Source organism: Gammaproteobacteria bacterium, from assembly GCA_003696665.1.
Taxonomy (GTDB): Bacteria; Pseudomonadota; Gammaproteobacteria; order Enterobacterales.
The window spans coordinates 1-12839 of record RFGJ01000335.1 but is presented as its reverse complement, the minus strand read 5'-3'; the positions used below and the strand labels follow the sequence as shown (position 1 = coordinate 12839).

Below are 12839 nucleotides of genomic sequence, written 5' to 3'. Positions count from 1 at the left end.
GAACCGGGATGTATGGACGGATGATGAGTTGCGGGAGACAATGGATGTCGAAACCCTGAAAGCCGAGCTTGCCGGTGTGATGCGGGTTTTTGAAAAACCTTTCGCTGCTAAGGGGATGCTGTTTAATTACAACATCCCATTTCTTGACTCGATTTTTGATAAAGTGATTTTCGTGCGGATCAAGCGCGATCCCTTAATGAATATCCAGTCTGTATTGTACGCAAGAGAGAGGCAGCTTGGGAATCGGGATGCTTGGTATTCTTTTGATATTCCGGAGAAAGAAGAACTTATGAAACTTAGCCCGATTGAACAGGCTGCAGGTCAGGTTGCGTGCATCAATCGAGCTATAGATCAAGGTTTGGAATACGTTGCAGATGAACGAAAGCTTGCCGTTCAATATGAGGACTTTTGTTCCTCGCCAGAAAGCTTTTTTCGGGCCATGCTATCTCTTTTGAGCCATCAGGGATGTGAGGTTGCCAAGGATTATCAGGCTGAAAGATGTTTTAGCTCGAGCAATCAATTGGTTTTATCGAAAGCTGATGCAGATAATGCCTTGGCTGTGTATAGAGCTTATTATAACGCATGACATCTAAGTCAAGGAAACAAGAAAACTTAAGGCAAAGTATCGGTTATAGCGCCTTAGGGAGCCTGGGCTCCCAGGCAGTTAGCCTTTTTAGCTTCTTGATTTTGGCCCGGATGCTTTCTCCCCATGAGTTTGGATTGATGACAATTGTGATGATATTCACCGCCTTTGCTTCAATCTTTATCGATATGGGCATGGGAAGTGCACTGATTCACAACCAGGCATCATCAGAAAGGCATTTTTCAACTGCTTTCTGGTTTAATTTTTTCGTAGCTTTGGTTTTATCATTAGGTCTCGTTCTAGCTGCGGGGTGGGTATCCGGCTTTTTCGGAAGTCCGGATCTGAAATCACTTTTCATGGTAGGCGCATTTCTATTGCCGGTAACAGCGCTGTCATTGGTGCCCCTAGCTATTTTGCAGAAAGAACAATCGTTTAAGAAAATAGCATATATAGAGATTCTAGCCGCCCTGTTCAATGTGATGGCGGCATTGACATTGGCCCATCATGGTTTGGGGGTTTGGGCGCTAATGGCGGGACTGTATGCCTCAGTAATTTCTCGGGTGGCTATACTTTGGTATGTCGTTGGGTGGAGGCCTAAGCTTATATTCTGCAGGAAGTCTTTTAAGGATCTCTGGGGATATAGTCAATATTTATTGGGGACCAGCCTGATAAATTATTTACTTACAAAGCTTGATGGTATCCTTGTTGCCAGATTTGTCGGTCCTTCTTCATTGGGGGCATACAATTATGCATGCCAGCTTGCATATCTTCCGGCGAATATTGTGGGCCAAGTTTTTTCGAGAGTATTTTTTGCACAATATTCGACCTACAAAGATGATCTTTCAAAAATTAAAACCATTCATTTCAAAACTGTGCGTATGTTGGCCAGTCTTACCTTTCCAATTCTTTTGGTGTTTAGTGGAATGAGTGATGTTTTTGTGCTTGCTATTTTGGGGCCGGAGTGGAAAGAGATGGGCCATATCCTTTCTTTTTTATGTATTGTTTTCTTGCTTGACTCAATTGGTGGAATGAATAATCCGCTATTTTTATCTCAAGGAAGAACCAAATCGCTGTTTCGTCTGACCTTGTATGTCAGGTCGAGTCTGATCCTTGCAATGATCATTGGAATTCAGTTTGGGATAGACGGAATGATGATCTCGCTTCTCATTGCTAAACTTGTTAACTATTACCCGGTTTATAGGGAGGTAGGAAAGACAATCGGTTTCTCTGTAGCTGAATTTACTAATAATATAATTCCTCCCCTTCTCATGAGTGTATTTGTTGCGGGAGCTGTGATTGTTGCGAAGGCTTTTCTTGAAAGTGCTTTTCCGGAATTGATTGTTCTTGTAATTCTTTCATTAGGTGCTGTTGCGATTTATTTAGTGCTAATTCTTTCCTTCCAGAAGTCCTTGATGGTCGAACTTTATTCTATATTGATGCGGAGGCATGCTTAATGGCTCTTAATTTTTTCGAGTGTTTGGCTGAAAAGGCGATGAAGATACCATTCAATTTTTATGATGATAACTTTGATGCCGAGCTGTCCCAGCCGTCTCGGCGAATTCGAGTTGAAGTTTTCCTTACAAAGATTCTTCGTCTTGCGCGTAAATTTGTTACATCTAGAGATTCGGGCGTCTTCCTTTCTTTGTCGAATTCAGAGGCGTGGAATTATTATTTGGAGCATTTCAAATCGTTTCAAAAGACATTTGATATTCTGTCTGACAATGAAAGTAAGCTCAAATTGATCGAGTTGCTATTGTACCGTGCCTATGGGCCACTAAGAGTAAAATTATCCCTTAATACTGAGTCTTATTGGCATGGCCGTGAAAAAGTCTCTGAATGTGTGTTGCCTGGAAAAATTCCAATGAGAAACTTTCGATCCGATTTATCACTGTATGATCTTACCCCTTATGGGTTTGATCTTAGACTCTATTTCGTGGATAACGGTATATACGTCGATTTCGTTCTTCAACAGTATAACTACAATAATCTCGTATGCGTAGAGGAAGGTGATATCGTAATTGATGCAGGTGCATGTTGGGGAGATACGGCGTTGTATTTTTCTTCACGTGGAGCGAAGGCGGTGTATTCGTTTGAATTTATCCCATCGAATTTAAGTGTCTTCGAAAGAAATATTGCGATGAATCCTCACTTTAAGGATAGGATCCATATTGTAAAGCGTCCTGTTTGGAGTGAGTCCAATATCCCTTTGAGCTATGTTGACCGAGGGCCCGCCAGCCAGGTTGCTGAGGCTGGAGTATATCAAGGAAATACGAGAACCCTTTCAATTGACGATTTTGTAAGTGCAGAAGGGTTGAAATCAGTCGACTTCATTAAGATGGATATTGAGGGTGCAGAACTTCCGGCTCTCATGGGGGCATCGCGAACGGTCAGAGAGTTCAAGCCAAAGCTTGCCATTGCTGTGTATCATAAAGATGACGACATGATTACGATTCCCGAGTATCTGCGCTCCCTGAATCCATCTTATGATTTTTATTTAGATTATTACACGATTGTTGGCCATGAAATAATGCTTTATGCTATCGATAGGTCGAAATGACAAATATTTACCCCGTACTTTCTGCTCGACCTCTTCCTTCCGAAACTGATATGATTAAAAAGTGGGGGGGGAAGATTAAACCAAAAGTAAGTGTTTGCTGTTCTACATTTAATCATTTTTATTATATAGAAGATGCCATTAGAAGCTTTTTGGCGCAGGAAACGACGTTTCCATTCGAAATTATTATTCGCGATGACGCTTCCACAGACGGGACAACCGAAGTTATCAAGGATTATGTTAAGCGCTATCCTTCAATAATTCGTGTAATCGTTAATGATACAAATCAGTTTGCTTTTGAGCGTGCAATTCATGTTTGGCCGAAAGTGGCTAGGGGTGATTATATCGCACTTTGCGAGGGTGATGACTTTTGGATTGATCCACATAAACTGGAGAGACAAGTGAGCTTGATGGAAAATTACCCTGGTGCATCAATGTGCGTTGCTTTGTGTTATCATTGCAGGCAAACGGAGAATGGGTTGGTTATAGAAGAAACGACCCCCTTTCTCGGGAGCGAAATTCTTGGTTTTGAGGAAATTGATCAAGCTTATTACCATACATCGACATATTTAGTTCCAAAAGCCTTGTTTAAGGAAGTGGTTGAACGGTATTTCGCAGGCCACTGCTTATTTGGGGATACAGCATTGCGTGAGATCCTGATTACAATGGGGCCTTTTGTGCTTTTGCCAAAAGTGGTTTCCGTTTATCGCATCACAGGCGCGGGAATTTGGAGTGGCCGAGATGAATCCTCCAAGCTTGAATGGAACACGTTGATGACAAAGAAGTTAATTCGATGTTTGCCGTGGCCTTACAAAATTAGGCAATACAGAAAATTAGCATATTTTACGAATGAAAGAATGAAAAATAACTTGAAGAATGGTTTTTTTCTAAGAGCATTGATGCTTTATCCGCAATTCATTTGGTATAAAGTTTTGGGGGCGCTATAAATGCGTGTGTTTGTGCATGAGTCGTCGGACGTTCAAACGAAAGAAATCGGGCCTGGAACAAGAGTGTGGCAGTACGTTGTTATTCTTCCTGGGGCAATAATTGGAAACGACTGCAATATTTGTTCTCACTGCTTAATTGAGAATGACGTGGTGATTGGAGATCGGGTTACAGTGAAGTCAGGGGTGCAGTTATGGGATGGCCTGAGAGTAGGGGATGACGTCTTTATAGGCCCCAACGCAACCTTCACCAACGATCTTTTTCCACGAAGCAGGAGCCCTTTCAATAAAAGGAAAACGTTCATAGAGGCTGGGGCATCCATTGGTGCGAATGCAACAATTCTTCCAGGTGTGAGAATAGGTAGGGGGGCAATGGTTGGTGCTGGAGCCGTTGTGGTTGAGGATGTTCCTGATGGCGTAGTGGTTGTCGGCAATCCGGCTCGGGTTTTGAGAAAGGCATGAGCATAGCAAATTGTCGAATCCTTGAGTTGCCCAAGATCTCAGATCCGCGCGGGAATTTGTCCTTTATCGAGGGCGGGCATCATATCCCTTTCGACATCAAGCGCGTTTATTATCTTTACGATGTTCCCGGTGGTTCGGAGCGTGGCTCGCATGCGCACAAAAGTCTGCACCAGTTCATCGTTGCCATATCAGGTAGTTTCGATGTGCTTCTGGACGATGGCATGACGAAGAAGCGATTCCACCTTAATCGTTCGTATTATGGGCTTTATGTCTGCCCAATGATATGGCGTGAACTCAATAATTTTTCCTCTGGAGCAGTTTGTCTTGTTCTTGCTTCAGATTATTACGATGAGGGTGATTACATTCGAGATTACCATGAGTTCTTAAAAGCTTCAGGGGGGCGGCGTGAAAGTTCCCTTTCTTGATCTCAGGTCAATCAATTCTGAGCTCCGCCATGAGATGATTCAGGCTTTCGAAAAGGTTCTGGATTCAGGCTGGTATGTTCTTGGCGAAGAGCTTTTGGCTTTTGAGCAGGAGTTTGCTTCATATTGTGAAAGCAAGTATTGCGCAGGAGTCGCAAATGGGCTCGATGCGCTACACCTGATACTTAGAGCCTATGGTATTGGCCCAGGCGATGAGGTTATTGTTCCTTCAAATACCTTTATCGCTACTTGGCTAGCAGTCAGCCATGCGGGGGCGAAGCCTGTGCCCGTTGAGCCGATTGAGGCGACATATAATATTGATCCGGCGCTTATCGAGCGGGCTATTACTTCCCGTACGCGCGCCATTATTCCTGTCCACCTCTATGGGCAGCCGGCCAATATGGATTCCATCAATGATATTGCAAAGCGCCATGGCCTCAAGGTGATTGAGGATGCGGCCCAGGCCCATGGTGCACGCTACAAGGGGAGACGCGTTGGCAGCCTTGGTGATGCCGCGGCGTTCAGCTTTTATCCAGGAAAAAATCTTGGTGCATTGGGTGATGGTGGCGCAGTTACTACGAATGATGAATCTTTGTATCAAAGAATATGCGAACTGCGAAACTATGGTTCTAAGGTTAAGTATTATCATCGAGTCCAGGGGTTCAATTCTAGGTTGGACGAACTTCAAGCGGCACTGCTTCGGGTAAAGTTGCGCAGGCTAGACGAATGGAATGCTCGCCGTTCGAAAATTGCACAGCAATATTTGGAGAAACTTGGAGGAATCAGAGAAATAATTCTTCCGCACGTTCCGGTCTGGGCAGAGCCTGTTTGGCATCTTTTCGTGGTTCGTGTCCCTTATCGAAAAAAAATTATCGAGGCAATGGAGCACGCGGGTATAGGGTGTTTGGTGCATTACCCAGTCTCCCCTCATCTTCAGCCTGCCTATTCCGATTTGGGGTTCAGTCAGGGTGACTTTCCAATTGCCGAACGTTTGCAGCAAGAGGTTGTTAGTCTGCCGATGGGAGCTACGCTGGATATCGCACAAGTTGATCGGGTAATTAGTGTTTTCCGGAGTTTTCGAAAATAAGAATGTTTTATTTTACCCATATGAGTACAGCATTGAATTCAATGCAGCTCCAACATGTCTGAAGAGGGGTTCAGATTCCAATTATGCGAGACTACCCTGATTTCTATCTCAAGAGTGGTAATGATTTGAACTAAGAGTGAAAATCCTCATTTTAATTAAACGCATCATCTATCATTTCGTGGCTATTTTTGTACGACGCGGACAATTTGGGGTCGCCATGATTTTACTGCGCAGTGACCAACTGTTTTCGCGTTCTTCCATCGAGTCTCGCTTTGCTTCAGTTGTTGGTTCAAACGGTCCCGGGTTGGATAAGACGCAATCTCGGAATCGGATTTTCCCCGCCCGTGAGGGATGCCTGAAACCAGTGGTTGTGAAGAAAAAATTTCCTGACTCAGATAATAACAGCTCTAATCATGTTATCCCCGTTCGTTATCCTCCGGTCGATATTATCGAGTTGTCAGATGTGGGCGTTGTGGGCGGTACAGAGTTGATTGATTTGGGCGATGGGAGGGTTCTGTATGATGAGATTGCTTATGGGAATCCGGATCGTTTTGGCTGTAAGTGTTTTGGTATTATCCCACGTCAGGCGTTCGGACTGTTTCTACCAGCGTTCCACAAGGGCCGCCTTTTGGTGTCAACCATTCTGGATACCAAGCAAAAAATCCCTGTCGGCATTCATCTTTGCAAGGATCATTCGGGAAACTATTTCCACTGGCTTTTCGAATGCCTGCCCCGAGCGGTTTTATCTCTTAGGGACCCTAGGTATGAAGGAATTCCCTTGATCGTTGATGCTCACTTGCCGTCTCAGAACCTTGAGGCGTTGAAGCAAATATCAGGCGATCGAGAAATTCATACCATTGAGCGTAGGCACCAGATTTGGGTGGACCGGCTAATCTATCCTGGAGTACTAAGCTATACGCACGATTATTATGGTGTGGATGCGCGTGCGGATGATTTTCTCGTGGCTCCGGAAGCCATTTCGCTTCTCCGGGAAGCTTTCGTGCCTACAGGAACTAGCAACCCACAAAAAAAGAGAATTTTTGTTGCCCGCGACCGGGCCTCATATCGTCGGTTGCGGAATGAAAAAGAAATTCACCAAGCGCTGACCCGCCTAGGGTTTATCATAGTTCGTCCAGAAACCATGACGTTTACAGAGCAAGTTGATCTTTTTTCTGAAGCGGAAGTGATAGTCGGGCCCACTGGAGCAGGCATGAGCAACATGATTTTTGCTCCGGAAGGATGCAAGGTGGTAGTCCTCGCGGCAGCAACCAAGGCAGCCAACCACTATCTTTTTTCGCAGGTGGGCCAACATGCGGGCCATGAGCTCATGTATGTTGAGGGCAGAGCGTTGCGCCCTAACCAGTTACATTCAGATTACCATGTTTCTCCCCGAGAGGTTCTAGCGGCTTTAGAAGAAATGGGCGTGATATGACATTTCCCCTCGTGTCTGTTCTTGTCATTACTCATAATCAGGAAAAATATATTCGAGAGGCGCTGGAAAGCGCCTTGGAGCAAGATTATCCTAATCTTGAAGTTGTGGTGGCTGACGATGCTTCGAATGATAACACGCCTGCTATCATTCATGAGTTGGCTTATCGCTATCCTCAGCGCCTAAAACCTGTCTTCAATCAGGCTAATCTTGGCATAACCGCTAACAGCAACATCGGGCTGCGAGCTTGCAGCGGAGAATTCATCGCTTTCATGGGAGGGGATGATGTGTTGTTACCTGGCAAGATAACACGTCAGGTTTCTTGGTTCGCGCAAGACGACAGGAGGGTTCTATGTGGGCACGATGTAGAATGGATTAATTCTTCTGGGGAGCCAATAGGAATTCGTTCAAGTGATTTAGTGCCGTTAACGGGCGGTCTTGGAGCTTCCGGATTGATCAGAGATGGTAACCCTTTTGCTGCCACATCGGTGATGGTCAGGCGCTCTAGGATTCCCGCGTATGGATTCCATCCGGCATTGCCCGTGGTTTCTGATTGGAAGCTTTGGATTGACGTTATCGGTATGGATGGGGTCTACGGATATATTTCAGGAGTTTATGCTCAATATCGGAGGCACGAAAGCAATGTGACTGGGCGATGGAACTGGCTTGTGGCTCGGGATATATTTATGACTGCATGGTTGTCATTGCGTGATCTTCAGGGTCGTTACTTTTTAGATTGGCTCCATTTTTTCTTAACTCGACCAATGCGCAAACGCCTTCCAAGGAGACTCAATGTCTAAGGTGGTTGCAATTACTGGAGGGACTGGTTTTGTTGGGCGGCATCTAGTTTCACGCCATGTCGCTCTAGGGGACGAAGTCCGATACCTGACCCGAAGCTTGGATGGGGGGGCATTGCCGGGCGCAATACCCTACGTGGGAGACCTAGTTAGTGACAGAGAGATCCTTGAAAGCTTTGTGGAAGGAGTAGATGTTCTGTATCACTGTGCTGCAGAGCTTCTGGACTCATCCCGCATGGAAGCGACCAATGTCATTGGTACGCGAAACTTGTTGTTGGCCTCGCAGAACAAAATTGGGCGATGGGTTCAGTTGAGTAGCGTTGGGGTTTATGGGTTGGCTCCAGGATGCAATATCTATGAAGATTCGCCCTTGAATCCGGGTAACCCTTATGAAAAGAGTAAGGCTCAGGCTGATTCGTTGGTTCTTGATGCTGCAAAACGCGCTGGCTTGCAGGCCGTGATCCTGCGGCCTTCTAATATTTATGGACAAGATATGCCAAACAAATCGTTGTTCCAATTGATTAGAATGATTGATAAGGGCTTTTTTTTCTATATTGGACCTCCTGGCGCTTATGTAAACTATGTCCATGTCGAAAATGTTGTGGATGCTTTGGTCATGTGCGGGAAAAGAAAAATACCCCAGAATGGCCGTGTCTATATAATTTCGGACAATTTGCCGTTAGACACTTTTGTGGAGTGTATTGCAAAATTCCTTGGGCAGCCCGAGCCTAAATTTAGAATGCCGCTAATTTTGGCTAAAATGGCAGTTTCCCTTTGCGGAGGAATCCCAAATTTCCCCCTTAGTAAAAGAAGAATAATGGCCTTGACGGATCGAACCGTCTATAGTTCCAGGCGCATTACGAAGGAGCTCGGGTTCAATCATCGAATTTCACTTAAGGAAGGGATAGCTAGCTTGGTGGAAGAATATATGCGAGGCCAAAGGTGACATCTTCTTTATGTCTCTCGAATATCCGCATTGCAAGAGTTTCCACTGTGCCCTACACGATGATTGCCCATCTCAAGTCTCAAATTGAGCATTTATCAAAATGTGGTGCAGATGTAATAGTCGTATCTAGTGATGGAACAGAAATGAAAGTATTTGAAGGGATCGAAAGGGTTTATACGTTTCCCGTGAATATTGCCAGAGATATTTCGCCCTTCAGTGATTTGTCGGCATTATTCAGGCTATTCAAGCTCTTCAGGAACAAACGAATTCATATAGTCCACACGACTACGCCCAAAGCAGGAGTGTTAGCAGCATTGGCTGCGTGGGCGGCAAGGGTGCCGATTCGGTTGCATACATTTACTGGCCAGCCTTGGGTTTCGATGACCGGAGTGAAGGCGTGGTTGGCGCGCCTTAGTGATAAATTGATTGGTGTAATGAATACTAAATGTTACGCGGACAGTTTTGGGCAGATGAAGTATCTCATTTCAGAAAGAATTGTGAAGAAAGGGAAAATAACGGTATTAGGCGATGGCTCCTTGGGGGGAGTGGATCTAGAACGCTTCGACCCCAATCGGTTCTCAGTTGAAGAACGACAGAGCATACGTAAATCGCTTGGTATTCCTTTTTCTGCTCCAGTTTTGTTATTTGTTGGAAGAATAACTCGTGATAAGGGGGTATATGAATTACTACGCGCTTTTTCTGAGATAAAGGACCAAAGGAAGGATCTTCATTTGGTATTGGTTGGAAATTTTGATTCTGGAAGCGGAGCTGGCGGCGCAATCTCACCGGATGATGTCTCTAATTATCCCGATACACATATTGTTGATTATACTTATGAGCCTGAGCGATATTATGCCATTTCCGACATCTTGTGTTTACCAAGTTATCGAGAGGGATTTGGAACTGTTGTTATCGAAGCGGCTGCAATGGGTGTGCCTGCAATTGGTACAAGGATTTATGGTTTGTCAGATGCAATCGTTGATGAGGAGACAGGCCTTTTAGTTGAAGCCCGGGATGTGAGGGCGTTAGTGGAGGCAATTCAAAGACTGCTAAACGATGCAGAGTTGCGATCTCGCATGGGGCGAGCAGCAATGGCTCGTGCGCGAGTCTTGTTCAATGCAAAGCGTATTAATAAGTTAATTGAAGAAGAATACCTCCATTTGCTTACATGTCACGCTAATTTATCATGATTCGCGTTGTCTTTGTTACAGGGGCTAGTGGGTATATAGGCAGGAAGCTTTGTGCTTTCTTAAAATCCAAAGGTGTGTGTGTTCGAGCATATCTGCGGAGTCCAGAAAGTGGCCCATGGGATGAATGTTTTACTGGAGATATCAACGACGCTTCTCCAAAGATGCTGGAGGGGGCTGATACAATTTTTCATTTGGCTGGAAAAGCTCACATGATATCCCCAACAGTCGATGAAATTAGGGAGAATTTCAAGGTTAATTATGATGCAACAATAAGGCTTGCCCAACTGGCAGAAGATCTTGATATTAATAATTTTGTTTTTTTTAGCACCTTGGCTGCATTTAGCAGGAATACTTCATATGGGCAAAGTAAGTATCTGGCCGAAAGGGCGGTTCTATCCACTAAGATCCAGAACAAGGTTGTGTTGCGTCCGGGCATGGTTTATGGGCCTGGGTGCAAAGGGAATCTTCCCCGTATGATCTATGCGGTTTCCAAGGGCTGGTTCCCCCCTGTCCCCGAGATCGGGCGGCGTTCGATGGTTCATGTTGATGATGTTGTGAAAGCGGCTTGGCTGGCTGCTACACGCCCTGAGGCAGCAGGGAGAACTTATGTGGTTACGGATGGCGTTGAATATTCGGTTCGAAAGATCCACGAATGGATCTGCAAAGCTCTGGGACGAAAGGCGCCGGGCTGGACTCTGCCGCTTAATGTCCTAAAGACTCTGGCATGGGTGGGAGATATGATTGGTAAGCTGCACGGTGATCGTTTTCTGTTCGATTCCGGAGTGCTGGAGAAGCTTATTGGGGACGAATGGTATGATTCGACTCTGATTCAAAAGGATCTTGGTTTTCGTCCAACGAGAAACCTTCGTGACTCGATGGAGGAAATTGTGAATCACCTTCGCAAGGAAGGCGTTATATGACCCCTTTTTTCACCTTTGCGTTGGCGGGACTGTTGACAGCATGGCTTGCCGGGAGGTTCACTCCGATTCTCATCCAGGACACGCCGAATGAACGATCTCTGCACGCGCGCCCGACACCGCGAACCGGCGGTGTGGCCATTCTTCTGGCTGTAACTGTAGGCGTGTGGATGCTGTTCCGTGAATCCGGCTTGCCTTGGTGGTGTGTGGGTCCAGCACTGACAACTCTGATTATAGCGGTAGTGTCACTGCTCGATGATCTGATTGGGCTTTCTCCAGTTTTCCGCCTGCCCGTGCATCTGTTCGCCGCAGCTTTGGTTGTGTTAGAAAGCAGTGACATTTCCCTGTGGCTCTCAATGATGGGTATTCTGATGCTGACATGGATGGTGAATCTCTACAACTTCATGGACGGCATGGACGGCTTTGCTGGGGCAATGGCGGTGATCGGGTTTGCAGCGCTGGCCTGGGCGGGGTGGCGCGCGGGAGACGAAGCCTTTGCCAGCGTGGCGCTGGTTGTGGCCGCAGCTGCAGCCGGTTTTCTCGTGTTCAATCTGCCGCCCGCCCGGATCTTCATGGGCGATGTGGGATCGGCCACCCTGGGGCTCCTTGCGGGGGCTCTTTCCTGGCAAGGATGGCGGCTGGGGTTGTTTCCGGTCGCGTACCCCCTTTTGGTGTTTTCACCGTTCATCGTCGATGCCACCGTGACCTTGCTTCGGCGCATCGTGCGTGGGGAAAAGTTCTGGCAGGCGCACCGCGAGCATTACTATCAGCGTCTAGTGCTTGCAGGCTGGTCGCATGGAAGAACGCTTGCGGCTGAAGTTATGCTGATGCTTGCGGCCGCGGGCAGTGCGATGGGGCTGCTTGCGCACCCCGACTGGTGGCCGTTGGCAACAGGTGTCTGGATTGCGGTCTACATTGCGCTCGGATGCCTAGTTGATCGGTGGGTGCGAACCCGAGTCTGAACTTGCACATGCCTGAAGCTTTTGCTATATCAAAACGATTTCGGTCAGGAAACGAGACCACTGGAAAGCGATGGGAGGTAATCGATGTGCAAGTCGTTGATGCTGGTTTTGACCGCAATTGCGATGCTGGCAGCACTGCCGGCGTGGGCCGTTGGCGATCAGGACCTCGCGCGTGAAGCGGCGAAGGCCGCAGGTGTCACGCAGAAGCAGGCGCGGGCCGTGATCGACGCACTGAAGGAATCCATTTTCGAGCATCTGAAGGTCGGCGAAGAGGTGCGGTTCAAGGGGCTTGGCAAGTTCTATGTGAAACACCGTGATGCCCGGAAGGCCCGCAATCCCAAAACGGGCAAGGAAATCGATGTTCCGGCCCGCAACTATCTTCGCTTCAAGGCCTATGATTCGGCCAACAAGCGTCTGAACTGATCGATCAGCCATTGCAGACGAAAACGGCGGCCCTTTGGCCGCCGTTTTCGTTTGACCGATCGTGTCGCGCGAACCAGCATCACGAACATGGGCACGCATAAGAGGGATCCTGCGGGCGATACG

At 46.7% G+C, this 12839-nt stretch carries 14 protein-coding genes; all 14 read left to right on the top strand.

Annotated features, from left to right (window positions below):
* Positions 1-40: 40 nt before the first annotated feature.
* The 14 genes from D6694_08765 (at position 41) to D6694_08700 (ending at position 12716) form a co-directional block, all read left to right on the top strand.
* Positions 41-586, top strand: coding sequence for a hypothetical protein (locus D6694_08765; protein RMH41580.1), 546 nt, complete (start codon positions 41-43; stop codon positions 584-586).
* On the top strand, positions 583-2037 hold the full coding sequence (locus D6694_08760) for a lipopolysaccharide biosynthesis protein (protein RMH41579.1): 1455 nt from the start codon (positions 583-585) through the stop codon (positions 2035-2037). The genes D6694_08765 and D6694_08760 overlap by 4 nt, the downstream gene beginning before the upstream one ends.
* Positions 2037-3140, top strand: coding sequence for an FkbM family methyltransferase (locus tag D6694_08755; protein ID RMH41578.1), 1104 nt, complete (start codon positions 2037-2039; stop codon positions 3138-3140). The genes D6694_08760 and D6694_08755 overlap by 1 nt, the downstream gene beginning before the upstream one ends.
* A complete protein-coding gene (locus D6694_08750; protein RMH41577.1) occupies positions 3137-4084 on the top strand; it encodes a glycosyltransferase in 948 nt (315 codons plus the stop codon). Before D6694_08755 ends, D6694_08750 begins: the two co-directional genes overlap by 4 nt.
* Complete coding sequence (locus tag D6694_08745) at positions 4085-4543, top strand: N-acetyltransferase (protein ID RMH41576.1); 459 nt, start codon at positions 4085-4087, stop codon at positions 4541-4543.
* Positions 4540-4968, top strand: coding sequence for a WxcM-like domain-containing protein (locus D6694_08740; GenBank protein RMH41575.1), 429 nt, complete (start codon positions 4540-4542; stop codon positions 4966-4968). Before D6694_08745 ends, D6694_08740 begins: the two co-directional genes overlap by 4 nt.
* Positions 4949-6052, top strand: coding sequence for a DegT/DnrJ/EryC1/StrS family aminotransferase (locus D6694_08735; GenBank protein ID RMH41574.1), 1104 nt, complete (start codon positions 4949-4951; stop codon positions 6050-6052). The genes D6694_08740 and D6694_08735 overlap by 20 nt, the downstream gene beginning before the upstream one ends.
* 136 nt (positions 6053-6188) lie before the next feature.
* Entirely contained in the window at positions 6189-7484 is a 1296-nt protein-coding gene (locus tag D6694_08730; GenBank protein RMH41573.1) for a glycosyltransferase family 61 protein, read from the top strand.
* Positions 7481-8281 (top strand): glycosyltransferase, encoded by an 801-nt coding sequence (locus D6694_08725; GenBank protein ID RMH41572.1) that lies wholly within the window; start codon positions 7481-7483, stop codon positions 8279-8281. The genes D6694_08730 and D6694_08725 overlap by 4 nt, the downstream gene beginning before the upstream one ends.
* Entirely contained in the window at positions 8274-9224 is a 951-nt protein-coding gene (locus D6694_08720; protein RMH41571.1) for an NAD-dependent epimerase/dehydratase family protein, read from the top strand. Before D6694_08725 ends, D6694_08720 begins: the two co-directional genes overlap by 8 nt.
* 59 nt (positions 9225-9283) lie before the next feature.
* On the top strand, positions 9284-10414 hold the full coding sequence (locus tag D6694_08715) for a glycosyltransferase family 1 protein (GenBank protein RMH41570.1): 1131 nt from the start codon (positions 9284-9286) through the stop codon (positions 10412-10414).
* The gene (locus D6694_08710; protein ID RMH41569.1) at positions 10411-11334 is read left to right on the top strand and encodes an NAD-dependent epimerase/dehydratase family protein; all 924 of its coding nucleotides are present in this window, start codon (positions 10411-10413) and stop codon (positions 11332-11334) included. Before D6694_08715 ends, D6694_08710 begins: the two co-directional genes overlap by 4 nt.
* Positions 11331-12293, top strand: a complete 963-nt coding sequence (locus D6694_08705; GenBank protein RMH41568.1) for a hypothetical protein — start codon at positions 11331-11333, stop codon at positions 12291-12293. The genes D6694_08710 and D6694_08705 overlap by 4 nt, the downstream gene beginning before the upstream one ends.
* 123 nt (positions 12294-12416) lie before the next feature.
* A complete protein-coding gene (locus D6694_08700; GenBank protein ID RMH41581.1) occupies positions 12417-12716 on the top strand; it encodes an HU family DNA-binding protein in 300 nt (99 codons plus the stop codon).
* The last annotated feature ends 123 nt before the right edge of the window (positions 12717-12839 follow it).

Excerpts from the sequence above, each read along its gene's own strand:
- D6694_08760 (RMH41579.1), top strand. The coding sequence starts at position 583 with ATGACATCTAAGTCAAGGAAACAAGAAAACTTAAGGCAAAGTATCGGT.
- D6694_08710 (RMH41569.1), top strand. The coding sequence starts at position 10,411 with ATGATTCGCGTTGTCTTTGTTACAGGGGCTAGTGGGTATATAGGCAGG.
- D6694_08705 (RMH41568.1), top strand. The coding sequence starts at position 11,331 with ATGACCCCTTTTTTCACCTTTGCGTTGGCGGGACTGTTGACAGCATGG.
- D6694_08700 (RMH41581.1), top strand. The coding sequence starts at position 12,417 with ATGCTGGCAGCACTGCCGGCGTGGGCCGTTGGCGATCAGGACCTCGCG.
- D6694_08765 (RMH41580.1), top strand. The coding sequence starts at position 41 with ATGGATGTCGAAACCCTGAAAGCCGAGCTTGCCGGTGTGATGCGGGTT.
- D6694_08720 (RMH41571.1), top strand. The coding sequence starts at position 8,274 with ATGTCTAAGGTGGTTGCAATTACTGGAGGGACTGGTTTTGTTGGGCGG.
- D6694_08745 (RMH41576.1), top strand. The coding sequence starts at position 4,085 with ATGCGTGTGTTTGTGCATGAGTCGTCGGACGTTCAAACGAAAGAAATC.
- D6694_08725 (RMH41572.1), top strand. The coding sequence starts at position 7,481 with ATGACATTTCCCCTCGTGTCTGTTCTTGTCATTACTCATAATCAGGAA.
- D6694_08715 (RMH41570.1), top strand. The coding sequence starts at position 9,284 with ATGATTGCCCATCTCAAGTCTCAAATTGAGCATTTATCAAAATGTGGT.
- D6694_08750 (RMH41577.1), top strand. The coding sequence starts at position 3,137 with ATGACAAATATTTACCCCGTACTTTCTGCTCGACCTCTTCCTTCCGAA.
- D6694_08740 (RMH41575.1), top strand. The coding sequence starts at position 4,540 with ATGAGCATAGCAAATTGTCGAATCCTTGAGTTGCCCAAGATCTCAGAT.
- D6694_08755 (RMH41578.1), top strand. The coding sequence starts at position 2,037 with ATGGCTCTTAATTTTTTCGAGTGTTTGGCTGAAAAGGCGATGAAGATA.